This is a genomic window from Pseudomonas brassicacearum subsp. brassicacearum (assembly GCF_008801605.1).
In the GTDB taxonomy this organism is placed as follows: domain Bacteria; phylum Pseudomonadota; class Gammaproteobacteria; order Pseudomonadales; family Pseudomonadaceae; genus Aquipseudomonas; species Aquipseudomonas brassicacearum.
In genome coordinates, this window is sequence record NZ_VZPJ01000007.1 from 42,072 (window position 1) to 66,607 (window position 24,536).

Annotated in this window: 21 protein-coding genes and 1 pseudogene; 11 read left to right on the forward strand and 11 right to left on the reverse strand. The window is 62.1% G+C overall.

Going from position 1 to position 24,536, the window contains the following annotated elements; genetic code table 11:
• Window positions 1-19: 19 nt before the first annotated feature.
• Window positions 20-874 (reverse strand): methyl-accepting chemotaxis protein, encoded by an 855-nt coding sequence (locus F7R20_RS32340; RefSeq protein WP_375538864.1) that lies wholly within the window; start codon window positions 872-874, stop codon window positions 20-22.
• A 6-nt stretch (window positions 875-880) separates the two neighbouring features.
• Window positions 881-2,050 (reverse strand): annotated as a pseudogene (locus tag F7R20_RS32345) (HAMP domain-containing protein); the annotation flags it as partial.
• A 204-nt stretch (window positions 2,051-2,254) separates the two neighbouring features.
• On the opposite strand from F7R20_RS32345, the gene F7R20_RS16965 reads away from it, so the two are divergent.
• Entirely contained in the window at window positions 2,255-3,298 is a 1,044-nt protein-coding gene (locus F7R20_RS16965) for a GlxA family transcriptional regulator (protein WP_003203420.1), read from the forward strand.
• 103 nt (window positions 3,299-3,401) lie between these two features.
• Here the strand turns inward: F7R20_RS16965 and F7R20_RS16970 are convergent, their stop codons facing one another.
• Together F7R20_RS16970 and F7R20_RS16975 are read right to left on the reverse strand one after the other, a co-directional pair.
• Window positions 3,402-3,815: a hypothetical protein gene (locus F7R20_RS16970; RefSeq protein WP_003203418.1), complete on the reverse strand. Its 414-nt coding sequence runs from the start codon at window positions 3,813-3,815 to the stop codon at window positions 3,402-3,404.
• 381 nt (window positions 3,816-4,196) lie between these two features.
• Window positions 4,197-4,919: a pirin family protein gene (locus F7R20_RS16975; RefSeq protein ID WP_003203416.1), complete on the reverse strand. Its 723-nt coding sequence runs from the start codon at window positions 4,917-4,919 to the stop codon at window positions 4,197-4,199.
• A 320-nt stretch (window positions 4,920-5,239) separates the two neighbouring features.
• On the opposite strand from F7R20_RS16975, the gene F7R20_RS16980 reads away from it, so the two are divergent.
• Window positions 5,240-6,190: a GlxA family transcriptional regulator gene (locus F7R20_RS16980; RefSeq protein ID WP_003203414.1), complete on the forward strand. Its 951-nt coding sequence runs from the start codon at window positions 5,240-5,242 to the stop codon at window positions 6,188-6,190.
• A 183-nt stretch (window positions 6,191-6,373) separates the two neighbouring features.
• Window positions 6,374-7,861, forward strand: a complete 1,488-nt coding sequence (locus F7R20_RS16985; RefSeq protein ID WP_003203412.1) for an ATP-binding protein — start codon at window positions 6,374-6,376, stop codon at window positions 7,859-7,861.
• Here the strand turns inward: F7R20_RS16985 and F7R20_RS16990 are convergent.
• A complete protein-coding gene (locus tag F7R20_RS16990) occupies window positions 7,823-10,612 on the reverse strand; it encodes an ATP-binding protein (protein ID WP_003203410.1) in 2,790 nt (929 codons plus the stop codon). The genes F7R20_RS16985 and F7R20_RS16990 overlap by 39 nt on opposite strands.
• Window positions 10,613-10,846: 234 nt before the next feature.
• Between F7R20_RS16990 and F7R20_RS16995 the strand changes: the two genes are divergently transcribed.
• The 7 genes from F7R20_RS16995 to F7R20_RS17025 all read left to right on the forward strand — a co-directional run bounded on the left by F7R20_RS16995 (window position 10,847) and on the right by F7R20_RS17025 (window position 17,575).
• Entirely contained in the window at window positions 10,847-11,668 is an 822-nt protein-coding gene (locus tag F7R20_RS16995) for an alpha/beta fold hydrolase (protein WP_003203408.1), read from the forward strand.
• A gap of 66 nt (window positions 11,669-11,734) precedes the next feature.
• Window positions 11,735-12,682, forward strand: a complete 948-nt coding sequence (locus F7R20_RS17000) for a LysR family transcriptional regulator (protein WP_013693718.1) — start codon at window positions 11,735-11,737, stop codon at window positions 12,680-12,682.
• Window positions 12,679-13,092, forward strand: a complete 414-nt coding sequence (locus F7R20_RS17005) for a DoxX family protein (RefSeq protein ID WP_003203404.1) — start codon at window positions 12,679-12,681, stop codon at window positions 13,090-13,092. Before F7R20_RS17000 ends, F7R20_RS17005 begins: the two co-directional genes overlap by 4 nt.
• Window positions 13,085-13,723, forward strand: coding sequence for an antibiotic biosynthesis monooxygenase (locus F7R20_RS17010; RefSeq protein WP_003203402.1), 639 nt, complete (start codon window positions 13,085-13,087; stop codon window positions 13,721-13,723). The genes F7R20_RS17005 and F7R20_RS17010 overlap by 8 nt, the downstream gene beginning before the upstream one ends.
• A 118-nt stretch (window positions 13,724-13,841) precedes the next feature.
• Window positions 13,842-15,680, forward strand: a complete 1,839-nt coding sequence (locus F7R20_RS17015; RefSeq protein ID WP_003203401.1) for an amidohydrolase — start codon at window positions 13,842-13,844, stop codon at window positions 15,678-15,680.
• Window positions 15,681-15,827: 147 nt separating this feature from the next.
• Window positions 15,828-16,457 (forward strand): isochorismate family cysteine hydrolase YcaC, encoded by a 630-nt coding sequence (ycaC, locus tag F7R20_RS17020; protein ID WP_003203400.1) that lies wholly within the window; start codon window positions 15,828-15,830, stop codon window positions 16,455-16,457.
• 239 nt (window positions 16,458-16,696) lie between these two features.
• Window positions 16,697-17,575, forward strand: a complete 879-nt coding sequence (locus F7R20_RS17025; protein WP_003203398.1) for a LysR family transcriptional regulator — start codon at window positions 16,697-16,699, stop codon at window positions 17,573-17,575.
• Between the two features lie 56 nt (window positions 17,576-17,631).
• Here the strand turns inward: F7R20_RS17025 and F7R20_RS17030 are convergent, their stop codons facing one another.
• From F7R20_RS17030 to F7R20_RS17045, 4 genes are all read right to left on the reverse strand, one after another.
• A complete protein-coding gene (locus F7R20_RS17030) occupies window positions 17,632-18,108 on the reverse strand; it encodes a hemerythrin domain-containing protein (RefSeq protein WP_003203396.1) in 477 nt (158 codons plus the stop codon).
• Between the two features lie 198 nt (window positions 18,109-18,306).
• On the reverse strand, window positions 18,307-19,416 hold the full coding sequence (locus F7R20_RS17035) for an NAD(P)/FAD-dependent oxidoreductase (RefSeq protein ID WP_003203394.1): 1,110 nt from the start codon (window positions 19,414-19,416) through the stop codon (window positions 18,307-18,309).
• A gap of 93 nt (window positions 19,417-19,509) precedes the next feature.
• Window positions 19,510-20,040: a DUF2867 domain-containing protein gene (locus F7R20_RS17040; protein ID WP_013693712.1), complete on the reverse strand. Its 531-nt coding sequence runs from the start codon at window positions 20,038-20,040 to the stop codon at window positions 19,510-19,512.
• A 23-nt stretch (window positions 20,041-20,063) separates the two neighbouring features.
• Window positions 20,064-20,708, reverse strand: a complete 645-nt coding sequence (locus F7R20_RS17045) for a DJ-1/PfpI family protein (RefSeq protein ID WP_003203392.1) — start codon at window positions 20,706-20,708, stop codon at window positions 20,064-20,066.
• 126 nt (window positions 20,709-20,834) lie between these two features.
• Here F7R20_RS17045 and F7R20_RS17050 point away from each other — a divergent pair, with 126 nt between their 5' ends.
• Complete coding sequence (locus tag F7R20_RS17050) at window positions 20,835-21,389, forward strand: TetR/AcrR family transcriptional regulator (RefSeq protein WP_003203390.1); 555 nt, start codon at window positions 20,835-20,837, stop codon at window positions 21,387-21,389.
• A 123-nt stretch (window positions 21,390-21,512) separates the two neighbouring features.
• On the opposite strand, the gene nuoN is transcribed toward F7R20_RS17050, so the two are convergent.
• Complete coding sequence (gene nuoN, locus F7R20_RS17055; protein ID WP_003203388.1) at window positions 21,513-22,976, reverse strand: NADH-quinone oxidoreductase subunit NuoN; 1,464 nt, start codon at window positions 22,974-22,976, stop codon at window positions 21,513-21,515.
• Between the two features lie 7 nt (window positions 22,977-22,983).
• Window positions 22,984-24,516 (reverse strand): NADH-quinone oxidoreductase subunit M, encoded by a 1,533-nt coding sequence (gene nuoM, locus F7R20_RS17060; protein WP_003203386.1) that lies wholly within the window; start codon window positions 24,514-24,516, stop codon window positions 22,984-22,986.
• Between the last annotated feature and the right edge of the window lie 20 nt (window positions 24,517-24,536).

The window sequence follows — 24,536 nt, forward strand, 5'->3', positions numbered from 1 at the left end:
CTCTCCCAGGCACTACCGCTTAGAACTTGAAGCGCCCCACCAAACCCTTGAGTTGTCCGGAAATATCCGTCAGACGCCCCGAGCCGGTCTGCGCCGAGTGGGCGAATTCCTCGACCAACTGGGCATCGGCATGGATCTGCGCGATGTGCCGGTTGATGTCTTCGGCCACCTGGTGCTGCTCCTCAGCCGCTGTGGCGATCTGCGTATTCTGGTCGCGAATCGAGTCCACCGAGTGGCGGATCTTGTCGAAGCTGTCGCGGGCCTGTTGGATGCGTTCCACGCTGGTTTGCGACACCTGCAGGCTGCTTTGCATCTGTTGGGTCACTTCCTGGGTGCGCCGTGCGAGGTTGCCCAGCAGGCTGTCGATCTCACCGGTGGAGTCGGCGGTACGCCGTGCCAGCGCCCGGACTTCGTCGGCCACCACGGCGAACCCGCGACCTTGATCGCCGGCCCGTGCAGCTTCGATGGCGGCGTTCAGGGCCAACAGGTTGGTCTGTTCAGCGATCGAGCGGATGGTGTCGAGGATGGTGTTGATGTTCTTGCTGTCCTGTTCCAGCGCCTGCATGGTCTGGGTCGACTTTTGCAGGTCGTCGCTCAGTTTCAGCACGCTGCCGGTGGCTTCGCCGATGTGATGCTGGCCATCGTGTACATCGCGATAGCCTTCGTCCGCACTGGAGGCGGCCTGGCTGCAAGAGCGGGCCACTTCGTTGGCGGTGGCAACCATTTCGTTGAACGCGGTGCTCACCAGCTCCACGGCCTGGCGCTGGCGCCCGGCAGCGTCGTTCATGTTCTGGGCCACGTGGCTGGTATCGGCTGCGGCGGTTTGCAGGTCGGAAGAGGCGCTGCCGATGCGCTGCATCAGTTGCGCGATCATGCCCAGGAACTGGTTGAACCAGCCCGCCAGGGTGGCCGTTTCGTCCTTGCCTTGCACGATGAGTTTGCGGGTGAGGTCACCTTCACCTTCGGCGATTTCCTGCAGGCCGTTGGCAACACCGCGAATCGGCCGCACGATCACGCTGGCGAAACTGGCGCCTACCAAAGCGAATACCACAGCCAGTACGGCAGCAATGGCGGCGATCAGCCAAGTCAGGCTCGAAGCCTCGGCCATCACTTCATCGCGCTTGATCAGGCCGATGAAGCGCCAGCCCAACCCTTTGGAGCTGACCACGTTGGCCATGTAGGGCACGCCGTCGATCTCGATCTGGGTCACGCCATCGCTGCTTTTGGCCAGCTCGGCATAGTTGGGGCCCAAGTCGGCCAACGGCTTGAAGTTATGCTTGGCATCGGCAGCATCCACCAGGACGTTGCCGTTGGCTTCGACCAGCATCAGGTAGCCGCTTTCACCCAGCTTGATGTTCTTGACCAGTTCGGTGAGCTGTTTGAGCGACACGTCCAGGCAAACAACACCCACCAATTTACCGCTGGAGTCAGCGACAGTTTGTACGGTGCCGATCAGCGACACATCGTCCGGCGCCCAGTAATAGGCGTCTGTGCGCACAGTTGTGCCCGGTGCGGCCATGGCGGCCTTGTACCATGGACGCACGCGCGGATCGTACTTGGCCATTTTGGGATCGTCCGGCCAGCTCGCGTAGCCGCCGTCATCCATGCCCACGGAAAGATAGGCGGTGGTCGGATGGCTCTTGGCGAATCTTTCGAAGATCTCCAGAAGCTGTTGATTGATCTCAGGGAAGGGGGCTTGTGCGGCGTCGGCGCTGGAATAGTTTTTCAAGCCCTTGGCGGCGATGACCCGCGGATCCCTGGCAAAGAGTTCGACGTTCTGGCTGATGCCATCGAAGAACTGCTTCATGCCGTTGTCGATCTGGCGGATTTCACGGCCACTGCTGTCTAGAAAGTTGGCTTTTGCGGCGTCGCGCAGGTTCAGCACGACCAGCACCGCCACCAGGATAACCGGAAGGCAGGCGATGGCCGCGAACGCCCATGTCAGCTTCTGTTTGATATTCATGACTTCTCCCGCGGGATATTTTAAGTGTTTGGATGGCGGAAACAGCAGTGGTTGGCGTTGCGAGTCTCTTAAGGGAAAAGCACCCATGCCTACTGCCAGTGTATCGACCAAAGTCGTAGGCACTTGAGGCTTGCCATTTTGGCGCGGGATGATCGGTAGACGGCGCAGGCGCGATTGCAGCCGGCGTCACTAGTCTGGAAGATAACGTGGTTTGCCCTGCGCCTTCGCCCTGGGGTTCAAGGCACCCTCGTGCAGCAATCCTCATCGTCTTTAATGTATTAACGAGGCCCTATGCCAAGCGCATTCGAGAGCGTACTCAAAAACAAGAACATGGCTTATCGACCGCTCGGCGCGGCGCCCGCCAGCCAGGCGCCGATCCGCGTCGCGTTTGTATTGATGGACAACTTCTCGATGATGTCTTTCACCGGTGCGGTGGATGCGCTGGTGACCGCCAACCTGATGAGCGACATGCCCCTCTACGAGGTGCTGACGGTGGGGGTTTCAGGTGGGCAAGTCACGAGCGACCTGGGCATTGTCATCTCGACCGACATCGAACTGGCGCAGATGCCGGAAAACCAGGACGTGCTGATCGTCGCCGGGGGCTTTCGCGTGAAGTTGCAAGGCCATCCCTTGCTGCGCCGCAAGCTGCGCGCCCATGCGGCGTCCGGGGCGATCCTGGGCGGGTTGTGGAACGGTGCCTTCTTCGTTGCCGATGCCAATCTGCTGGATGGTTTCGAATGCGCTGTCCACCCGGAAAGCCGCGCCATGATGGCGGAGGTGTTTCCCCACGTGAAGGTGTCCAGCCGGGCCTATGTGGTTGATCGGGAACGGGTCAGTTGCGCGGGCGCCAACAGTTCGCTGCGCATGATGCTCCAATTGATTCGCCAGACGGGCGGGGCGGCGCTCGTGGGCGCCATCGAGGAAATTCTTCGCTGTGATGAGTCTGGCGATGATGCGACGGACTTGCCGCCGGTTTTCGTCGAGACCGACCCGACACTGCCGGAAAGCCTCAAGCTGGCTCTGGAACTGATGTGGCAAAACGTAGAAGAGCCGTTGACCATCGATGAGCTGGCGGCGTGCGTCAAGATTTCCAAGCGGCAGTTGGAGCGGCGGTTCTGCAGTTTTCTCGGTGCGACTCCCACACGCTATTACCTGGAACTGCGCTTGACGCGTGCCCGCCAGCTCATCCAGCAAACCAATCGATCCGTGACCGAAATCGCCGTGGCGACGGGCTTCGTCAGCTCCCCGCACTTCCAGCGTCGTTTCCGGGATTTTTTTGGTGTGCCACCTGGTAGCTATCGCTCGAAATCGGAGCGCAAACAAACCGTGCGATGAAGACGCTGGCAAATCAGGGATGAGTTGTTAGGGTGGGGAGAGGGCGTTGCCGCGCTTTAGCGCGGGAGCTGCTCCTGCACAGCTTCCGCGCTGCGGACATAAATCAGGTGTTATCGCCTGTCCGTGTTTCGGAGGGCAGGTCTTCAGTTTGCTTCGCTGCTTGCGAAGCGGTCAGGGTTGTGTCCTTGCAGAGCACTTTTCCAACTTCGTCGGCTATCGAGCCATCGACGATTCGCCCTTCCATCTGGTCGAACTGAGCTTTTTCCACCCCTGAAAGGCTGTTGTACATCCCCATGTGCCGAACATTGCGGGTGGCGCAGTCGAGTTCAAGCTTTGTGTAGTTGGTGAAGTAAGCGCCCGATCTTTGTATGGTGGCCTGGATGGCTGGACCGTCGTCGACAAACGAAACGATGGAGTACACCGCATCCGAATCATCGTAGAGGTACTTGATGTTCTGGACGTCCGCGGCCGCACTGCACGCAATAGAGAGTAACGCGAGGGATATAACGATTTTCATGCTTTCTTCCGTGAATAAGCAAGTCAGGAGAATTAGTGGCAAAGTGAAATCATTTTGCCTTGGCGCGTGCATTGAGTCAATTTGCGTTGGTTAGTATCCGACGACCATTGGTCAGAAACGAGATCGTTTCGGGAACTTTATAGATCGACCTGGCTCGTGGCAACAGAGGAACGCATTTGAGGCGGCCCAGTGAATCTCTCCAAATACGCCACCCTCCATTATCAAAGCCTGAATTATTCAGGTTGGCTGATTTTTTTTAGATGTTTTTCGCCTGAAATACGTCATTGATCATGGATTCAGGACTTTCGAATCTTTCTTCGCTTATTGCGCAAGATAACCCTTGTGGGGGCTGGCTCACTCCCACAAGGGGGCACGGTTGCTTCACGGCATCTGTGGCAGTTCCTGCGGCCGCAGATCGAACACCAGCACTTCGGCATCCTGGCCGTTACTGAAGGTCAGGACCTGCTCCTCGCGCACCCGCACGCCATCACCTTCCTGTAACGGTATGCCGTTGAGCTCGACAGCGCCTCGTGCCACGTGCACGTAGGCATAGCGATCCGGGGCCAGGGTCAAGGTGGCGCTTTCCTGGCCATCGAACAACCCGGCGTAGACCCGTGCATTCTGGTGCACTTGGAGCGAGCCGTCGGCGCCGTCGGGGGAGATGATCAATTGCAGGCGACCGCGTTTCTGCTCGCTGCTGAAATGCTCCTGTTGGTAGCGTGGTGTGGCACCGCTGACGTTGGGCACGATCCAGATCTGCAGGAAGTGCACCAGCTCGTCCGCGCTATGGTTGAACTCGCTGTGGGCCACGCCGCTGCCGGCGCTCATCAACTGCACGTCACCCGGGCGAATGACCGAGCCTGTGCCCAGGGTGTCCTTGTGTTCCAGCGCCCCTTCGAGCACATAGGAAAAGATCTCCATGTCCCGGTGGGGATGCTGGCCGAAACCCTTGGCGGCGGCGACCCGGTCATCGTTGATGACCAACAGGTCGGAGAAGCCCTGTTCGTTGAGGTCACGGTAGTTGGCGAACGAGAAGGTGTGGAACGAGGTCAGCCAGCCGTGGCGGGCAATGCCGCGATCCGAAGCTTTGCGAAGGGTCAGCATGATCAATTCTCCTGATGTCTGTGGGCGACGGCTGGGCCGTTCGCCGGGTTCAGAAGAAGGTTAATGGTTATCCATATGTTCAATAAGTAGGTGAAAAACGAAAGACTGTCCGTTTTGGGTGGACAATAGACAACCCTACCGGCAGATGCTTCGCTTCGACATAATGCTGAGACTTTGAAGCTATAAAACCTGTGGGAGCGAGCCTGCTCGCGATAGCGTCGGTCCAGCTTGCGCTTGTGTTGACTGATTGTCCGCTATCGCGAGCAGGCTCGCTCCCACATGGGACATTTACAAGTTCTGGATTTTTTGGCGTATCCCCGATGAAAACCGTTGCAATGGTGCTGTTCCCGGATTTTTTGCTGCTCGACATGGCCGGGCCTATGGAGGTGTTTTCCATCGCCAATCGCTACCTCGCAGGGGACCTGCGTTATCAATTGCTGACCCTGGGAACCGAGCGCGGGGCATTGCGGGCGTCCAACGGCGTGATGGTCCAGGCCGATATCCATATCGACCAGGCATGGGCGGCTTATGACGTGTTGCTGGTGCCGGGCGGGCCGGGGGCCTATAACGACCAGCATCCGGGGCTGCACATCTGGTTGCGGGCCGCGGCACAACGGGCTACGCGCTACGGCTCCATCTGCACCGGGGCCTTTGTGCTCGGTGAGGCGGGCTTGCTCGACGATTATCACGTCACCACCCACTGGCATTACACCGACCGCCTGATACAACGTTTCCCCAAGGCGCTGGTGGAAACCGACAAGATCTTCCTGCAGGACCGGCGCCTGATCACCTCCGGCGGCGTCACCGCCGGGATCGACCTGGCCCTTTCCATCGTCGCTCAGGACCACGGTCGCAAAGTTGCGTTGGACGTGGCCAAGGTGTTGTTGGTGGTGATGAAACGCCAGGGTGGACAGGCGCAGTTCAGCCCCTCGGTGGCGGCGGTGTCGACGCAGGAGTCGGCCATTACCCGCGTGCAGAATCATGTGATGGAACATCTGGATGAACCCTTCACCATCGAGCGCATGGCCGCGTTGGCCGCCATGAGCGCGCGGCATTTCGCCCGGGTCTTCGCCCGTGAGGTGAAGATGACACCCATGGAGTTCCTGCAGGGCGCGCGCATCGACCGGGCGCGTCAATTGCTGGAAACCACCGACCTGCCGCTCAAGACCGTGGCGTTTCGCAGTGGCTTCGGCAGCGTGCGGCACATGCGCTTTTTGTTCGGTGAAAAGCTCGGCCTGACCCCGGTGCAGTATCGCCAGCAGTTCAGTTGAGCCATCGGTGTCCGTCCAGGGCACCGTGATGTCCGTGGCGCTCCCTGTGCCAGCATTGTCCTGAGGCCTGCGCCTGCCAAGATAACGGCGAACCCTTTGGAAAGGATGCGCAGGAGCCAGGGCAGACGTGGTCGGTGATCCGCACGCTGACGCCCGCACCGGTTATCCGGCGCTGGATCGCCCATGAACAGTTACGTCAAACCCGATAGCGAGCCGGCGGTGGGCTTCGGTCCGTTCGCCTTCTACCGGCAGCAGCGGCTGGTCACCCGTGACGGCCAGCCCCTTGCGCTGGGCGGCCGTGCCCTGGACGTCCTGCAGGTGCTGGTGGAACACGCCGGCCACTACGTCAGCAAGCAAACACTCATCGCCCACGTCTGGCCAGACAGCGTCGTGGAGGCCATCAACCTGCGGGTGCACATCGCGGCGCTGCGGCGGGCCTTCGGTGACGGGCGGGGCGGCGCTCGCTATATCCTCAATCATCCTCGACAAGGTTATTGCCTTGCGCTGCCCCTGGTGGCGCAGGAGCGCGTTGAGTCGCCTTTCAGCCCCCAAACCGAGCGGCACAATCTGCCCGCGCGCTTGAGCCCGGTGGTGGGTCGCGACAAATTCCTGGGACGGTTACTGGCGCAAGTGCCCCGTCAAGCCGTGACCACCGTGACCGGCCCCGGCGGGGTCGGCAAGACCACCGTGGTGTTGCGGGTGGCGGAGCTGCTGCTCGAACACTTTGAGGACGGTGCCTGGTTTGTTGACCTGGCGGCCGCCAGCGATCCCTCACAAGTGGTGGCGCAAGTGGCCGGCGTGCTGGGCGTGGAGCAGGGTGCTTTGGCCCGCTGCCTCGAACCCTGTCGGATGTTGCTGGTGCTCGACGGTTGCGAGCATCTGCTCGACGCTTGTAGGGAGCTGGTCCAGGCAGTGGCTGCGGCGCCTGGGGTGTCGCTGCTGCTCAGCAGTCGCGAACCCTTGGACTTGCCGGATGAAAGGATTGTGTCACTGCCGGGCCTGGCCGTGGCGTCGCCCCTGGAACCGGAGCACCAGATCGAGGCATGCCCGGCGGTGCAGTTGCTGATGGAACGGGTTGGTGCCCGGCAGGAGGGTTTCAAGCCGGGTGGCCGCGACTGGCCGACGCTCGCACAGATCTGCCAGCGCCTGGACGGATTGCCGCTGGCGTTGGAACTGGCGGCGGCCCAGGTCGATGCCTTGGGAGTGGCTGGCGTCCTGGAACAACTGGATCACGGTTTATCACTCTTGAGCCATGGGCGGCGTACGGCGGTGGCCCGGCACCGCAGCCTGGAGGCGGTGTTGGACTCGAGTTTCGAGCGTTTGAGCGCTGACGAACAAACCGCATTCCGGCGCCTGGCGGTGTTCGAGGGGCCGTTTACGCTCAAGGCGGCGCTGGCCGTGATCAGTTGCGCTGAACTGAGTGTCGGGCAATTACCCTCGCTGCTGTCGCGGCTGGTGAGCGTGTCACTGCTGATGGTCGAACCGCTTGCCGAAGGGGGGCGCTTCCATCTGCTCCACACCACTCGCGCCTATGCCATGGACAAACTGCGGCGCAGTGGTCAGTGGCCTGTGTTTCATCGGCGTTACGTGCTGCAAGGTGCCTGGGGAGTCCGGCGTTCAAGGCCCCAACCGTCAAGTCAGCGCCTGGAGCAGCACGCTGGCGTCCAATAGGTCGGGGGTCTCGAAACCTTCGGTGAAGCGTCGATAGACGGGGCCGAGCAGTGCCTGCGCGGCATGCGCCTGCCCTTGGCGCTGCCACAAACGGGCCAGGGACGTGGCGCTGCGCAGTTCCCAGGCCAGGGCTTGGTGACGACGTGCCACGGCCAAGGCGGCCAGCAGTTGCGCTTCGGCGGCTTCTTCCAGGGACGGTTCATTGCGCGCCAGCAAGGTCTCGGCACCGGCCCGCAGGATCTCCGCCGAACACCAGCCCGCGGCACCGCTGCGGGCCCGTTCGATTTGCACCGGGCTGACGAAGTCGCTGCGCAGGGTGACGGCGATGTCCTGGATCAACCCGTTTGTCGGGCGTGTTGCCAGGGGCTGATCGTCGAATGCGTGGTCGTAATGGCAAGCCCAGTCATGGAACAGCATCACCGAATGTTTCTTGGCCTGCTGCTTCAACAGGTCGAGCCTTTTCCTGGCAGTCGAATGATCGCCGGTGTAGTGGGCGATCACGCAACCGGCCAGCGCCAAGGTGTAGCAGATCGAAATACCGTGGTTGATCTGCACGGCGATCTGCAGCGCCAGGTTGGCGGTACGCTGGGCTTTCTCGGCAAAACCTTGCAGCCAGAGGATGCGCGCCAGAACCGTCAGCGCGGCCACGCTCTGATCGTATTGCACGCCGAAGCCGTGGCTGAAGCGGCTGAGGTGACCGCTCTGGGCCAGGCGCTGGATCACCTGTTCGGCTTCGCGCCGCGCCGCGCGCTGGTCGCCGGTGAAATGCAACGCCAGCACCCGCAGGCGTTGGGTGCTCAAGGACAGGGTCGGGTCGCCCTGCAAGCCCAACCGGTCGAAATCCCGGCTGTGTGCCAAGGCCTGTTGGTAGTAACCGCAACTGAGGTCGACGGTCATTTGCCCGGACACGGCCCGCAGCTCGCTGGCCAGGTCCTGGCATTGCCGGGCCAGTTGCCGGGCCGTGGCGAAGGCTCGAACAGTGGCCGGCGTGCCGCCCTCGGTGTGGTAGTTGAAACTGGCATGGGCCAGCTCCAGGGCCAGGGTCAAGCGCGGGCATGGCGCGGGGCTGGCCCGCAACAATTGCAGTGCTTTGTTGACGTAGAGGCCGTGTTCCTTGAGCAGCGACAGTTCCTGCCAGAGGGGCAGGGTACGGGCGGTCAGGCGGATCGCTACGGCGTGTGAACCCTGCGGGCCCAAGCCTCGGTCGAGCGCCGCGCGGATGTCGTCGCGATAGTCGGCATAGCGGGCGATCCACAGTCGGGTGGGGGTGTTTTCCCAATCGTTTTCCGCTTGTCCCATGAGCGCCAGGCAGCGTTCGGCGTGGCGCTCCTGGCTGACCGCCAGCTCCCCGGCTTCGGCCAGTTGTTCCAAGGCATAGCGGCGGGTGGTGTCCAGCAGGCGATAGCGCACCTCTTCATCGCCGATCTCTACATTGAGCAACGATTTGGCGACCAACTGGCTGACCGACACCAGCACCTGTTCGGGCGCGACATGCTTGCCGACGATCACCGCGGCGGCCGAGGCCAGGTTGAAACTGCCCATGAACACCGCCAGCCGCCGCAGGCAGGTCTGTTCGCAGGCCGTGAGCAACGCGAAGCTCCAGTCCAGCGTGGCGCGCAGTGTTTGCTGGCGCGGTGCGGCGTCGGAGTCGTTGTGAAGCAGGGCGACGCTGTCTTGCAGTTGCCGGTGAAGCTCCTCCAGGGTGAAACGGCCGATTTGCGCGGCAGCCAGCTCGATGGCCAGGGGAATGCCGTCCAGCCGTTGGCAGATGTCGACCACCAACGGCACCTCGCGGTCGCTCAGTTCGAAGTCGTCACGGCTGGCCATCGCCCGTTCGGCAAACAGTTGCAGCGCCGGGTATTCCAGGGCGGGGTAGCCCTCGATGGGCATTTCCCGGGGCGGGAACGCCAGGGCGTCCAGGCGCTGCACGTGTTCGCCTTCGGCGCGCAGGCCTTCGCGGCTGGTGGCCAGGATGTGCAGGTGGGGTGCGCCGCGCAGCAGGGTTTCGCTGAGCAGGGCGATGGCGTCGATCAGGTGCTCGCAGTTGTCGATCACCAGCAGCAGATGCCGCTCCTTGAGCTGCCGGGCGATGGCGTCCAGCGGATCACCGTCCTGCAGTGGCAGGTCGAGCAAGGCGCACAGGTTGGGGGCGATCATGGCCGCGTCGTTGAGCGATGCCAGGTCCAGCAGATGCGTGCCGTCACGGTACTGGCCGATCAGCCGTTCAGCGACCCGCAGGGCAACGGTGGTCTTGCCGATGCCGCCGGTACCGACCAGGGTAATGAAGCGTTTTCTCGGTAGCTGGGCCACCAGGTTTTCCACCAGGGCCTGGCGCCCGATCATGCGCGTGCGTTGCAGAGGCAGGTTGCGCGTCAAGGACGGATGAGGGATGTGCGCCCATTGGTCGAACGGCTCGAATGACAGCGGCGCGACAAAACTGTAGCCGCGCTGCGCCACGGTGACGATGTAGCGCTGCCCGGCCTGGCCATCCCCGAGGGCCTTGCGCAGTGCCGCGACGTGCACGCGCAGGTTGGTGTCTTCCACCACGCTCCTGGGCCAGACCCGGGCGATCAGTTGCTGCTTGCTCACCACCTCGCCGGCGTGCTCGAGCAACACCAGCAGAATCTCCACGGCCCGCCGTCCCAGGCGCAACGGTTGCCCACCCTCGAGCACCAGGCGTTGGCGAGGATGGACTCGGTAAGGGCCGAAATGCACCGTCTGTTCGACGGGCAGGCTGAGGTATTGGCTCATGTTGCTCTCAATGTTCTGGTCCCGGTGCCTGGGCTTTACCCGAGCATATTCCTCAGGTTTTGCTTCAAGCGCAACGGCGCAGGCTCTACTCCCTGCCTTCCAGGCGCCGGACCCTGTGGCGAGGGAGCGGGCTTTTAACACGCCGGTTCCGAAAAAATTAACAACGTTTAACTCACGCAGGTGCCCCCCATGGCCGGACCATAAAGCGATCCACCCACCTCAAGGAGTCACGTCATGAGCACCTTCATCACCCGCGACGGCACCGAGATTTACTACAAGGACTGGGGCAGCGGTCAACCGGTGGTCTTCAGCCACGGCTGGCCGTTGAACTCGGACAGTTGGGAGGCGCAGATGATGTTCCTGGCGTCCAATGGCTACCGGGTAATCGCCCATGACCGCCGTGGGCACGGGCGCTCCAGCCAGCCCTGGGACGGCAACGACATGGACACCTACGCCGATGACCTGGCCGAGCTGATCGAGCGGCTGGATTTGAAGGACGCGGTGTTGCTCGGCTTCTCCACTGGCGGTGGCGAAGTGGCGCGCTACATCGGCCGCCATGGTGCTGCCCGTGTCGCCAAGCTCGGCCTGATTTCGGCGGTGACGCCGCTGATGCTCAAGACCCCGGCCAACCCCGGCGGCCTGCCTGTGGAAGTGTTCGACGGTTTCCGCCAGGCCTCCCTGGCCGACCGTTCTCAGCTATACAAGGATGTGGCCAGCGCGTTTTTCGGTGCCAACCGTCCGGGCGCCAAAGTCTCCCAAGGCATGATCGACTGGTTCTGGATGCAGGGCATGCTCGCCGGCCACAAGAATACCTATGACTGCATCAAGGCGTTCTCGGAGACCGATCTTTCCGAAGACCTGCGCAACATCGACGTGCCGACCCTGGTGGTCCATGGCGATGACGATCAGGTGGTCCCCATCGAAACGGCTGGCATCGCCGCCGCCAAGTTGCTCAAGAACTCGCAGCTGCTGATCTACCCCGGCGCGCCCCACGGCCTGACCGACACTCACAAGGACCGCCTGAACGCGGACCTGCTGGCGTTCATCCAGGGTTGATCAAGCCACACACCTGTGGGAGCGAGCTTGCTCCCACAGGATTGGCATTCAACAGGAACAACACCCATGAACCGCAATGATTTACGCCGTCTCGACATGAACCTGCTGGTGATCTTCGAGGCGCTGATGTTCGAGAAAAACCTGACCCGTGTCGCCGAAAAGCTGTTCATGGGCCAGCCGGCGGTGAGCGCGGCGCTGGGGCGGCTGCGGGATCTGTTCGATGATCCGTTGCTGATCCGCCACGGTCGCGGCATGGAGCCGACGCCGCGGGCCCTGGCGATCCTGCAAGAGCTGCAACCGGCCATGGACACTATCTCTGGCGCGGTCAGCCGGGCCAAGGCGTTCGATCCGTCCACCAGTTGCGACGTGTTTCGCATCGGTCTGTCCGACGATGCCGAATTCGGCCTGTTTCCACCGCTGCTGAGCCAGCTGCGCGAAGAAGCGCCGGGGATCATCGTGGTGGTGCGCCGAGCCAACTTCCTGCTGATGTCGTCGCTGCTGGCCAGCGGTGAAATCAGCGTCGGCGTCAGCTACACCACCGATCTGCCGGCCAATGCCAAGCGCAAGAAACTGCGGGACATTCCTTGCAAGGTCTTGCGTGGCGACAAGCGCCCGGGGCCCTTGACCCTGGATGAATACTGTTCGCGGCCCCACGCCATGGTCTCGTTCTCGGGCGACCTGAGCGGCAACATCGACCTGGACCTGGCCCGCATCGGCCGGACCCGCAAAGTGGTGCTGGCGGTGCCGCAGTTCAGTGGGCTGCGGGCCTTGCTGGCCGGCACCGAGCTGATCGCCACCGTGCCCGACTATGCGGCCTGCGCGCTGGTGGAAGGCTGCGCACTGCGCGCCGAGGACCCGCCGTTCGAGATCAATGCCGCTGAACTGTCGATGGTCTGGAGCGGCGTGCATGACAACGACCCGGCCGAGCGCTGGCTGCGTTCGCGCATTGCCAGTCACATGTCCCAACCGCTGCCAGCGGCGGCCTCGATCACTGCGGACGGAGCCCACCGATGAACATGACTGATGAGCGCCCGCTGCAGGATCTGGGCTTGTTGTTCCTGCGCTTGAGCGGCGGATTGTTTCTGCTGTGGGTCCATGGGCTGCCGAAGCTGTTGCACTACAGCGTCGAGCTGACCCGTATCGAAGACCCGTTTCACCTTGGCGCGGCGCCGACCCTGATCCTGGCGATTTTCGCCGAGGTGCTGTGTCCGCTGCTGATCATGGCCGGTGTGCTGGTGCGCCTGGCGTGCCTGCCGATCCTGTTTCTGCTGGCGGTGGCGCTGCTGGTGGTGCACCCGCAATGGAGCCTGGAAGAAGGCCAGTTCGGCTGGTTGCTGTTGATCGTATTTACCAGTGTGTTTATCGCCGGGCCCGGACGCCTGGCAATCAATACGCGTTTTGTTGGAGTGCTTCGCCATGTCTGAGTCTCAAACCGTTGAATCCACCGCGAGCCCGGCCAGGCCCGGCTTCGATGAAATCGTGACCTTGGTGGTCAAGCACCGGATCAAGGTTGGCCAGGAGGCTGCCTACGAGGCCTGGTTGCGTCGCACGGTGCGCGTGGCCGGCCAGTGGCCGGGTCATTTGGGGGTGGATGTGGTGCGGGGCAAGCAGGGCGGGCTGGCGCTGTTCACCTGCGTGCTGCGTTTCTGCTCCACCGAGGCCATGCAGCGCTGGCTGGACTCGCCCGAGCGCCGCGAACTGGTGGAGGAGGCCATGCCGTTGCTGGCCGACGGTGACAAGACCGAAGTCGGGTCGCACAAGGAGTTCTGGTTCACCCCGCTGGCCGATGCGGCTACACCGCCGCCGCGCTGGAAGCAGGCCGTGGTGACGCTGCTGGTGATCCTGCCGCATACCTTGCTGGTACCGCTGATCTGGGGGCCGTTGCTGCAACTCAACAGTTTTCTTTCCAACTACGTGGTCGCCACGTTCCTGATCACCCTGACCATCGTGCTCTCTGTGGTGTACGTGTGCATGCCGCTGGCGACCCGTCTGTTCGCACCGTGGCTTGAGGCCTCGAAAGCCCACGTGCACCTGGAGCCCGGCCATGGCCAATAAGGACGACCCAACCGATCCGCTGCGCCGCCAATTGCTCGCCGCCGGGTCCTTGCTCAGCGCTGCGGCGGCTTTCTGGCCGCGGCTGTCCCTTGCCTCTACTCATCCAGAAGGAAATCCGATGAACGCCGATCTGATTCTGTTCAATGGCCAGTTCCATACCGTCGACCGTGAAAAGCCCCGCGCCAGTGCGGTTGCCATCAGCCAGGGGCGCTTTGTCGCGGTCGGCACCGACGCCGAGGCCATGGCCTTGCGTGGCAGCGGCACCCAGGTCATCGACCTCAAGGGCCGCACCGTCATTCCCGGGCTCAACGACTCGCACTTGCACCTGATCCGCGGCGGCCTGAACTACAACCTGGAGCTGCGCTGGGAGGGCGTGCCATCCCTGGCCGATGCCTTGCGCATGCTCAAGGACCAGGCCGACCGCACGCCGACGCCACAATGGGTGCGTGTGGTGGGCGGCTGGAACGAATTCCAGTTCGCCGAAAAACGCATGCCGACCCTGGAAGAGCTCAACCAGGCTGCTCCCGATACGCCAGTGTTCGTATTGCACCTGTATGACCGTGCCTTGCTCAACCGTGCCGCGCTGCGGGTGGCCGGCTACACCCGTGACACGCCGAACCCGCCGGGTGGCGAGATCGTGCGTGACAGCAAGGGCGAGCCCACCGGCATGCTGGTGGCGCGGCCTAACGCAATGATCCTTTATTCGACGCTGGCGAAAGGGCCGAAGCTGCCGTTGGAGTACCAGGTCAACTCCACTCGCCAGTTCATGCGTGAACTCAATCGTCTGGGCCTGACCAGTGCCATCGATGCTGGCGGCGGCTTCCAGAACTACCCGGACGACTATGCGGTGATCGAGCAGTTGGCCCGCGAGCAGCAGTTGACGGTGCGCATCGCCTACAACCTGTTCACCCAGAAGCCCAAGGAAGAACTCAGCGACTTCAAGAACTGGACCGGCAGCGTCAAGTTGCACCAGGGCGATGACTTCCTGCGGCACAACGGCGCCGGGGAAATGCTGGTGTTCTCGGCGGCGGATTTCGAGGACTTCCTCGAGCCGCGCCCGGACCTGCCGCCGGGCATGGAGCAGGACCTGGAGCCGGTGGTCCGGCACCTGGTGGAGCAGCGCTGGCCATTCCGCCTGCATGCCACCTACGACGAATCCATCAGCCGCATGCTCGATGTGTTCGAGAAGGTGAACCGCGACATTCCGTTCAACGGCCTGCCCTGGTTCTTCGACCATGCCGAGACCATCACGCCGAAGAACATCGAGCGCGTACGGGCGTTGGGCGGCGGGATTGCGATCCAGGATCGCATGGCCTTCCAGGGTGAATATTTCGTCGACCGCTACGGCGCCAAGGCCGCCGAAGCCACGCCGCCGATCAAGCGCATGCTCGCCGAAGGCGTGCCGGTGGGCGCTGGCACCGACGCCACCCGCGTCTCCAGCTACAACCCGTGGACCTCGTTGTACTGGATGGTCAGCGGGCGCACGGTCGGCGGCCTTTCGTTGCACGAAGAGGGCCTGCCGCGCCTGACCGCGTTGGAGCTGTTCACCCACGGCAGCGCCTGGTTCTCATCGGAGCAGGGCAAGAAAGGCCAGATCAAGGTCGGCCAATTGGCAGACCTGGCGGCCCTGAGCGCGGACTTCTTCAGCGTCGAGGAAGAAGCCATCAAGTGGATCGAGTCGGTGCTGACCGTGGTCGACGGCAAGGTGGTGTATGCCGCCGGCGACTTCGAAAAACTCGGGCCGGCCAGCGTCCCGGTGCTGCCGGACTGGTCGCCGGTGGTCAAGGTCCCAGGGCACTGGCGCCCGACGTCGCCGTTGCAGGCCCAGGTCCACCAGTGCAGCGGTCCGTGCACGGTGCATTCCCACAGCCATGAACGGGCGAGGTTGTCGAACGTCCCGGTCAGCGATTTCCAAGGCTTCTGGGGCGCGTTTGGCTGTTCCTGCTTTGCTTTTTGACTAACACACCGATTCTCCCCTGTGGGAGCGAGCCTGCTCGCGAAGGCGTCGGCACATCCGACATCGCCGCAAGCTGACACACCGTCATCGCGAGCAGGCTCGCTCCCACATTGTTTTTCAATGCATCCATCCCAAAGGAGTCATCCCATGAGCAACGTTCCCGCCTACAACCGTCTGAACAAAGACGACGCGGTCGTCCTGCTGGTCGATCACCAGACCGGCCTGATTTCCCTGGTCCAGGACTTCTCGCCCAACGAGTTCAAGAACAACGTGCTGGCCTTGGCCGACCTGGCGAAGTTCTTCGAACTGCCGACCATCCTGACCACCAGCTTCGAAAAAGGCCCTAACGGTCCGATCGTGCCGGAGCTCAAGGAAATGTTCCCGGACGCGCCGTACATCCCGCGTCCAGGCCAGATCAATGCCTGGGACAACGAAGATTTCGTCAAGGCGATCAAGGCCACCGGCCGCAAGCAACTGATCATCGCTGGCGTGGTCACCGATGTCTGCGTGGCGTTCCCGACTCTGTCGGCGCTGGCTGAAGGTTTTGACGTGTTCGTGGTGACCGACGCCTCGGGTACGTTCAACGAAACCGTGCAACAGGCCGCCTGGGTACGCATGACCGCTGCCGGCGCGCAGATGATGAACTGGTTCTCGGTGGCCTGTGAGCTGCACCGCGACTGGCGCAACGACATCGAAGGCCTGGGCAACCTGCTGTCCCAGCGCATTCCGAACTACCGCAACCTGATGAACAGCTACTCGGCGCTGACGGCCAAGTAAGCAGTCCATGCTGAACGACGCCCGCCTTGTGCGGGCGTTTTTGTGTCTGGCATCAGCGCCTCGCAAGTTGTGCCACCGCTATCGCGAGCAAGCTCGCTCCCACAATTGGATCTGTGGGAAAACCTGTGGGAGCAAAGCTTGCTCGCGATAGCGGTGGCACATTCAACAGCTAGGCAATCTGACTCACCAAGACCACAATGCCCAGCCAATCCCCCTGACTGTCCACCCCAGGAATGACAATGAACCCCTTCGAAGAAATGCGCATCTTTGCCCAGGTCATGGAGTCGGGCAGTTTCACCGCTGCGGCGGAAAAACTGGGGCTGTCCAAGCAGTTCGTCAGCCGCAAGCTGATGGAACTGGAACAACGCCTCGGCGTACGCCTGCTCAATCGCTCGACCCGGCGGCTGGACGTCACGCCCCTGGGCCAGCGCTATTACGAAGCGGCGCTGCGCCTGCTCAATGAAGTCGAACAGGTGGAGCAGGGCATCAGCGGCCAGACCAGCGAACCCCGCGGCACCATTCGCCTCAGCGCACCGCTGTCCTTCGCCGTGGCGCACCTGGGCAGCCTGCTGCCGCTGTTTCTGCAGCGCTATCCGGGTGTCAGCGTCGAGGTGGACCTGAGCGACCGCTCGGTGGATCTGCTGGGAGAGGGCTATGACCTGGCGCTGCGCATCGGCGTGCTGGAGGATTCGACGCTGATTGCCCGGCGCATCGCGACTATCGAGCGGGTGTACTGCGCCAGCCCGACCTACCTGGCGCAAAAAGGCACACCCGCGCGGCCTGAAGACCTGCGCAATCACGACTGCCTGCCCTATGGTCACAGTCGTCAGGTGCAGTGGCGTTTCGTGGGGGCCGGCAAACCGCTGACCCTGGAGGTCACGGGACGCATGCGCGCCAATAACGGGGATTTGCTCAGGGACGCGGCCATCGCCGGCATGGGCATCACCTATCTGCCCGCTTTCATCCTCGGCGACGCCTTGAAGGATGGGCGGCTGATCAAGGTCCTGGAAGGTTTCGAGACCGAACCGCTGGCGCTATCTGCGGTGTATCCCCAGCATCGGCAAAGTGCACGCCCGGTTCAGGCGTTGGTGGAATTCTTGCGTGAACATATGCAATAAAGCGCCGCAGCGCATTCAGCCGTCACATGACGGCTGAAGCATCTACGGCGCTTTGATCAGGCGGCGAGGTTGGCGCTGCTCAGTTCTTTTTTGTACTGCGCTTTCATGGTTTCCATGTCTGCACCCAAGGCATCGAGTTTTGCCTTGCCCAGCAGTTTTTTCGCGTGCGGGAACATTTCCTTTTCTTCTTCCTCGATGTGGTGCTCAAGCAGTTCCTTGACCACTTTCACCCGACCGGCGAATTCCGGCTGGGTTGGATCGGTGGCTTTCAGGTCTGGCAGCACCAGGGAGTCGACGGTACGGTGTTCTTCCTTGGCCTCGTAATACATTTCGGCCTCGTCCTTGCCACCGGCCTGCTTGAAAGCCGGATAAAGAATTTCTTCTTCCAGGCGGGTATGGATGGAAATTTCCATTTCCAGTTTCGCCAACAGGTCGGTACGTTTTTTCACGGCGCGTTCAGTCGACTCGCTCAGTTGAGTCAGGATGGCTTTGACGCGTTCGTGGTCGGCTTTCAACAGATCGATGGCATTCATGGGTAGCTCCTCGGCAATACACGGAAGCGGGCAGGCTTGGAGACGCCTACGCCGCGTAAGAGCTGGATTGCATCAGCTGTGCCAGCCGAAGATCGATTTAAAACCCTTTAAAAACAATAAGTTGAAACGAAAAGAATTTCCGGCGTCGTGCAAGCTGCATGAGCGGGGGGCAAAACGCGTTGCACTTTGCGCTGGTGGCTAGACATTTTCGATCCGTTGTCGGACCCGGCTGGCGATTGCCAGGCAGGACGTCAGCCCGGGCGATTCGATCCCGAGCAGGTTGATCAACCCTGGCACCCGGTGTTCGGCCTCGCTGCTGATGACAAAGTCGCGGGCCGGTTCGCCGGGCGCGCAGATCTTCGGGCGAATGCCGCTGTAGGCCGGTTGCAGGCTCTGGTCCGGCAGGCCCGGCCAATAATTGCGGATCGCCGGGTAAAACGCTTCGGCCCGGGCCGGATCCACTCGGTAGTCCTCGCACTCGACCCATTCTGTGTCCGGGCCGAAACGCGCCTGGCCGGCCAGGTCCAGCGTCATGTGGATGCCCAGGCCGGCGGCTTCCGGGGCGGGATAGACCAAGTGCCGGAACGGTGCTCGCCCGGCGAGGCTGAAGTAGTTGCCCTTGCACAAAAAGTCCTCGGGCACCGATTGCATCTCCAGGCCTTCGATGCGGCGGGCGAGGGCAGGTGCCTGGAGGCCGGCGGCGTTGATCAGCAGGCGACAGGACAAGGTCATTTGCGCCGTGCCGCCCAATTCCAGCATGAACCCCCCAGTGATGACGCGAGCACCCAGTAAAGGCGTGTGGAAAGCAATGTTCGCCCCGGCCGCTTCGGCGTCACCCAGCAAGGCCAGCATCAGAGCGTGGGAATCGACGATACCGGTGGAAGGCGAATACAGCGCGGCGACACAGGCCAGGGCCGGTTCCAATGCCTGCGCCTGTTCTTGGTCGAGCAGGCGCAGGTCGTCCACGCCGTTCATCAAGCCACGCTCAAGCAATGTTTCGAGTCCGGCCACCTGCGCCTGATCCGTGGCAACGATCAACTTGCCGAGCCGGCGGGTGGCGACGCCGTGGCTTTCACAAAAGGTGTACAGCTGGTGTCGGCCTTCGACGCACAACTGCGCCTTGAGACTGCCCGGTGGGTAATAGATGCCCGCATGGATGACTTCGGAGTTGCGCGAGCTGATGCCCATGCCGATGGCTTCGGCGGCTTCGATCAGCAGCACTTCATGCCCGGCTCGGGCCGTCTCTCGCGCCACGGCAAGCCCGACGACCCCAGCGCCTACGACGACGCACTCGATATCGACACTCAACGTTGTTCCTCCTTCAGGGATCGCAGGTTGGCGGGTTGAGGATAGCCCTGCTTGGGAAGTGGATGTAGCGTGGGCCATACAGCGCTCCCAGCCTCAGGGGCAGGTAGCCAGAGGCCAACCGACGCGTGCTGCACGCAGGAGGCTGGCTTTGACAACCAAGCGGTGGAACGGGGCGATAACGAAGATGTAGGCCCGGCCTAGACGGTTGTGGCACTGGACCACGGTTGAAAGAACCAACTGGCGACTGTCTTCTGGCTCTGCCTCTCCAGAACACAGGATCGATATCCGGAAGTCGAGGTGCTTGTCGTCTTCTCCCAACACGATTTCAGTCTGATTCGTGCTGTAGACCTTGAAGACGCCTACCCGATCAGCAAGGGTTGCCAAATGTCTGGCTGTCTTGAGGCCAAAACAGGCAACGACAGTGTCCCGGACTTTCAGGAGCCATCCGATCCAGGATGGCTGGTGGGAAAAGATGAATCGAGCCAGCAAATCTGGATTGCCGGATGTGCCCGCAGGAAGCCGAATCGCAAAAGCGTCCGCCAGGTTCATCGACTTGTAAAGGTGGGTGATGCCGGACCCCGAGGGGACTGGCACGGACATAATGAGCTCAAATTCTCGGGGCATCGGGGATATCTCCTGAGTTCTAACTACCAATTCGACGACATGCCATGTCGCGTTTTTTGTTGGAAGGCGCCAACTTCTCCTTGTCGGATACTGAGCCCGATCAAGGCATCATAGAGCGCTTGCTGCCCAGCCGGCAGAACAGGGAGCAACGTCGCACGGCGCTTGTCGGCATCGAACCAGGATTCAACCAACCATCCCACCAGATAGAGCGCCGAAAGGCATCCACCAGCGGTTGCAACGTTCCCCTGGCATACAAGAGGCTGGTCCATGGGTTCAAGTCCCAGAGCTTGCAAGCTCGATCGCGCATCCGGGTGGGTAGTGGCTGGGCCGTTGAGCAGCCCAAGCCGTTCGAGAATGAAAGCTCCGGCGCATATGGAGCCGATTCGCTGGCGTCTGGAGTCAAGTTCGAACGACGGCAGGAAATCCGGGGCGGCAAGTGCAGCGGGTATTCCTTCCTTGCCGCTGACGAACAATACCGCGTCGGCACTGTTGGCCTCGCAAAGCGGACCGTGCACCGAAACAGGCAGGCCGTGCGCCGACCGCACGATAGCGCTGGAACCCAATATTCGGACGTGCCAGTCCTCAGTGTTGCGGCCTAAGATGTCCCACATCAGGAATAGGTCGATATCAGTGAATTGGTCGAAAGCAACCAGAACGATTTTCTTCAAGGCGAGCTCCATGAAAAGTGCTGGCGTGCAAAACGCAACGGCCATCTCTGCTGGTGTTCGCAGCGTACCGATCGGTTACGCGCCATACACAGTCTGTATGGCGCTAAATAGGGAGCGAAATGACCGGTGAGAAAACTGACTCGTAACCATTGGATCGCGGCTGGTTTTGAGGCCCTCGACCAAATAGGGCATACCGGTGTTTCGGCCGAGAGTCTATCGCGCCGATTGAATGTGACCCGCGGATCGTTCTATCACCATTTCCGCAATCGCGAGGATTTTGTCCGCACCTTGCTGGCCGCTTGGGAAGAAGACTACACGGAGCGCATGCTCGCTTATGCGGGGCAGGGCAGTAGCGCGGGCGAAATCCTGAAACGCTATTTGAGTATTGCCGCTGAGAAACAACCTGGGCGGGAAGTTTCCATCCGAGCCTGGTCGCTGCACGATCCGTTGGTAGGCGAGTTTCAGCAGCGTGTTGACACAAGACGACTGGATTTCGCGATACGGACGTGCCGCCGCCTGGTCCATATGCCAGGGCAAGCAGAAGTGATTGGTCAGGTGGCCCATCTGTGCCTGATTGGTGGTCAGCAGGCAGGGCTGCGGCGTGATGCCGCTCGCTTCAACCGTTTCCTGCATGGAGCCTTTTCACTTTTCGAAGGGGCGCTTGCACCGTGGCGGGCCTGAGTCATGAGCTATATCGGGTAACTGAATAAATAGTGTCCAAGGCTAACGTCCATGGCACTGGCCTAAAAAAAAAACGGCACCCAAAGGTGCCGTTTCTGTTTTCTACGATCTACCGCTACACGATCAGCCCGTCAAGCCAGCCTGCTGAACCAGGGTCAGCAACGGCTGCGGGTACACACCGAGGAAGAACGCCAGTACGGCGATGGCCAGCAGCATCACGCCGCCTGCCTTCTGTTCCCAGTGCAACTCGGCGTCGTGGCGACGCAGGTTCGGTTCCATCAGGTACAAGGTGACCATGACGCGCAGGTAGTAGAACACGCCGATGGCACTGCCCAGCACCAGGGAGCCGACCAGCCACCATTGGTGAGCCTCGACGCCGGTGGCGATGATGTAGAACTTGCCGATGAAGCCGGCGGTCAGCGGGATGCCGGCCAGGGACAGCATCATCACGGTCAGCACGGCGGTCAGGTACGGACGGCGCCAGAACAGGCCGCGGTATTCGTACAGGGCGTCGGCGTCGCGGCCGTTGTACGGCGAGGACATCAGGGTGATCACACCGAAGGCGCCGAGGCTGGTGATCACGTAGGTGACCAGGTACACGCCGATGGCTTCCACGGCCAGGCCCTTGCTGGCGATCAGGGCGATCAGCAGGTAGCCGAAGTGGGCGATGGACGAGTAACCCAGCAGACGCTTGAGGTTGCTCTGGGTCAGTGCCAGCAGGTTACCGAACAGGATCGACGCGATGGCGATGATGGTCAGTACGTTGCTCAGCACACCGCTGCTGGCCACTGGCGAGATCTGGAACAGACGCACCATGACCGCGAACACCGCCACTTTCGAAGCGGTGGCCAGGAACGCCGCCACTGGCGCCGGGGCGCCTTCGTAGACGTCCGGGGTCCAGAGGTGGAACGGTACCAGCGACAGCTTGAACGCCAGGCCGATCAGCATCATGCCCAGGCCCAGTTGCGCGATCGGGCTAGGCAGGCCGGTGGCGGCCAGGGCCTGGCCGATGCCGACGAAGCTCAGGGTGCCGGCTTCGGCGTAGAGCAGGGCCATGCCGAACAACAGGAACGCGGAACCGGCCGCCGACAGCACCATGTACTTGATGCCGGCTTCCAGGGAGCGCTTGTTGAAGAAGGCGTAGGCCACCAGGCCATAGACCGGTACCGACAGCAGTTCCAGGCCGATGAACAGGCTGGCCAGGTGCTGCGCGCTGACCAGGACCAGGCCACCGGCGGCGGCCATCAGGATCAGCAGGTACAGCTCTTCGCGGTTGCCCGGGTAACCCGAACCGCCATCGCCGAGGTAGGCGTGGGCGAGGGTGACACAGGCCAGGGTGGCGACCAGGATCAACGCCATGTACAGGCAGGCGAAGCTGTCGATCTGAATCAGCGGGGTGACCGCCAGGGGCGCGACTTTCAGGGCCGGCAAGATCGACAGCAGGGCCAGGTTCAGCCCCGCCACCGACAGCAGGAAGGTCTGTGAGTGATTGCGGCGCCAGGCGATCGCCAGCATCACCACGATGATCGTGGCGCTGGTGATCAACAGCGGCGCAAGCGCGATAAAGTGTTGAATCGTGAATTCCATAGCGCTCTTACCGGGCCGAAGCGAGTTGAGAGAAGGCGGTGCCGAGCCACTGCTGCACGCCATGCATCGTGGCGGCAGAGGTGTCGAGGAACGGTTGCGGGGAAACGCCGAGGTAAACCAGCAGCGCCGCAAGGCCGAGCACCATGATCAGTTCGCGACCGTCCATGCCGCGCAGCACTTCGTCCGACTTGGTCGGGCCGAAGTAGGCACGGTGGATCATGATCAGCGAGTAGACCGAACCGAACACCAGGCCGGAGGTGGCGATGGCGGTGATCCACGGAGCGCTGGCGAACGTGCCGATCAGGATCAGGAACTCGCCGACGAAGTTGCCAGTGCCTGGCAGGCCCAGGGAAGCGGCTGCGAAGAACAGGCTGATGGCCGGCAGGTAGGCGATGCGCGACCAGATGCCGCCCATCTCACGCATGTCCCGGGTGTGCAGGCGCTCGTACAACTGGCCGCTGAGGATAAACAGCGCCGCCGCCGACAGGCCGTGAGCCAACATCTGGATCACCGCGCCTTGCAGGGCCAACTGGCTGCCGGAGTAGATCCCGATCAGCACGAAGCCCATGTGCGAAACGCTGGAAAACGCGATCAGGCGCTTGATGTCGGTCTGGGCGAACGCCAGGAACGCACCGTAGAAAATCCCGATCAGGCCCAGGGTCATGGCGATCGGCGCGAACTCGGCCGACGCATTGGGGAACAGCGGCAGGGCAAAGCGCAGCAGGCCGTAGGCCGCCGTCTTGAGCAAGATACCCGCCAGGTCCACGGAACCTGCGGTCGGCGCCTGGGCGTGGGCGTCCGGCAGCCAGGAGTGGAACGGCACCACTGGCAGCTTCACCGCGAAGGCGATGAAGAAGCCGAGCATCAGCACGTACTCGGTGGTCTTGGACATCTGCACTTTCAACAGGTCGGCGTAGTTGAAGGTAATCACACCGGTGTTGTTGAAGTTGACCAGCACCAGGCCAAGGATCGCCACCAACATGATCAGGCCGGAAGCCTGGGTGAAGATGAAGAACTTGGTCGCCGCGTAGATCCGGGTTTTCTTGCCGTCCGAAGAACTGTGACCCCAGAGCGCGATGAGGAAGTACATCGGCACCAGCATCATTTCCCAGAAGAAGAAGAACATGAACAGGTCCAGCGCCAGGAACACGCCGATGACGCCGCCCAGGATCCACATCAGGTTCAGGTGGAAGAAACCCACGTGACGCTGGATCTCTTTCCAGGAGCAGAGTACCGAGAGGATACCCAGCAGGCCGGTCAGCAGGATCATCAGCAGCGACAGGCCGTCGAGGGCCAGGTGCACGCTGATGCCGAAGCGCGCGATCCAGGCATGCTTGAATTCAAGCGCCCAGGTTGGATCGGCGCCAGGAGCCGGAGCAAATGAATAGTCGCCGGTCGCCCACAGCCAGAGGCCGAGCGCGAGTTCCAGGGACATGGTCAGCAGCGCAATCCAGCGCGGGAGCGTGGAGCTGGAGCGCTCCGCGATCCAGCACAGCAGGCCGCCGATGAAGGGGATCAGGATTAGCCAGGGCAGAATCATGACGGGCTCGTTTCCTTTCG

Coding starts and splice junctions, on each gene's coding strand:
- F7R20_RS16965 (WP_003203420.1), top strand. CDS start 2,255: ATGCCAAGCGCATTCGAGAGCGTACTCAAAAACAAGAACATGGCTTAT.
- F7R20_RS16990 (WP_003203410.1), bottom strand. CDS start 10,612: ATGAGCCAATACCTCAGCCTGCCCGTCGAACAGACGGTGCATTTCGGC.
- F7R20_RS16995 (WP_003203408.1), top strand. CDS start 10,847: ATGAGCACCTTCATCACCCGCGACGGCACCGAGATTTACTACAAGGAC.
- F7R20_RS32340 (WP_375538864.1), bottom strand. CDS start 874: ATGATCGCGCAACTGATGCAGCGCATCGGCAGCGCCTCTTCCGACCTG.
- ycaC (WP_003203400.1), top strand. CDS start 15,828: ATGAGCAACGTTCCCGCCTACAACCGTCTGAACAAAGACGACGCGGTC.
- nuoN (WP_003203388.1), bottom strand. CDS start 22,976: ATGGAATTCACGATTCAACACTTTATCGCGCTTGCGCCGCTGTTGATC.
- F7R20_RS17025 (WP_003203398.1), top strand. CDS start 16,697: ATGAACCCCTTCGAAGAAATGCGCATCTTTGCCCAGGTCATGGAGTCG.
- F7R20_RS16975 (WP_003203416.1), bottom strand. CDS start 4,919: ATGCTGACCCTTCGCAAAGCTTCGGATCGCGGCATTGCCCGCCACGGC.
- F7R20_RS16980 (WP_003203414.1), top strand. CDS start 5,240: ATGAAAACCGTTGCAATGGTGCTGTTCCCGGATTTTTTGCTGCTCGAC.
- F7R20_RS17005 (WP_003203404.1), top strand. CDS start 12,679: ATGAACATGACTGATGAGCGCCCGCTGCAGGATCTGGGCTTGTTGTTC.
- F7R20_RS17010 (WP_003203402.1), top strand. CDS start 13,085: ATGTCTGAGTCTCAAACCGTTGAATCCACCGCGAGCCCGGCCAGGCCC.
- F7R20_RS17015 (WP_003203401.1), top strand. CDS start 13,842: ATGAACGCCGATCTGATTCTGTTCAATGGCCAGTTCCATACCGTCGAC.
- nuoM (WP_003203386.1), bottom strand. CDS start 24,516: ATGATTCTGCCCTGGCTAATCCTGATCCCCTTCATCGGCGGCCTGCTG.
- F7R20_RS17040 (WP_013693712.1), bottom strand. CDS start 20,040: ATGCCCCGAGAATTTGAGCTCATTATGTCCGTGCCAGTCCCCTCGGGG.
- F7R20_RS16970 (WP_003203418.1), bottom strand. CDS start 3,815: ATGAAAATCGTTATATCCCTCGCGTTACTCTCTATTGCGTGCAGTGCG.
- F7R20_RS17030 (WP_003203396.1), bottom strand. CDS start 18,108: ATGAATGCCATCGATCTGTTGAAAGCCGACCACGAACGCGTCAAAGCC.
- F7R20_RS16985 (WP_003203412.1), top strand. CDS start 6,374: ATGAACAGTTACGTCAAACCCGATAGCGAGCCGGCGGTGGGCTTCGGT.
- F7R20_RS17000 (WP_013693718.1), top strand. CDS start 11,735: ATGAACCGCAATGATTTACGCCGTCTCGACATGAACCTGCTGGTGATC.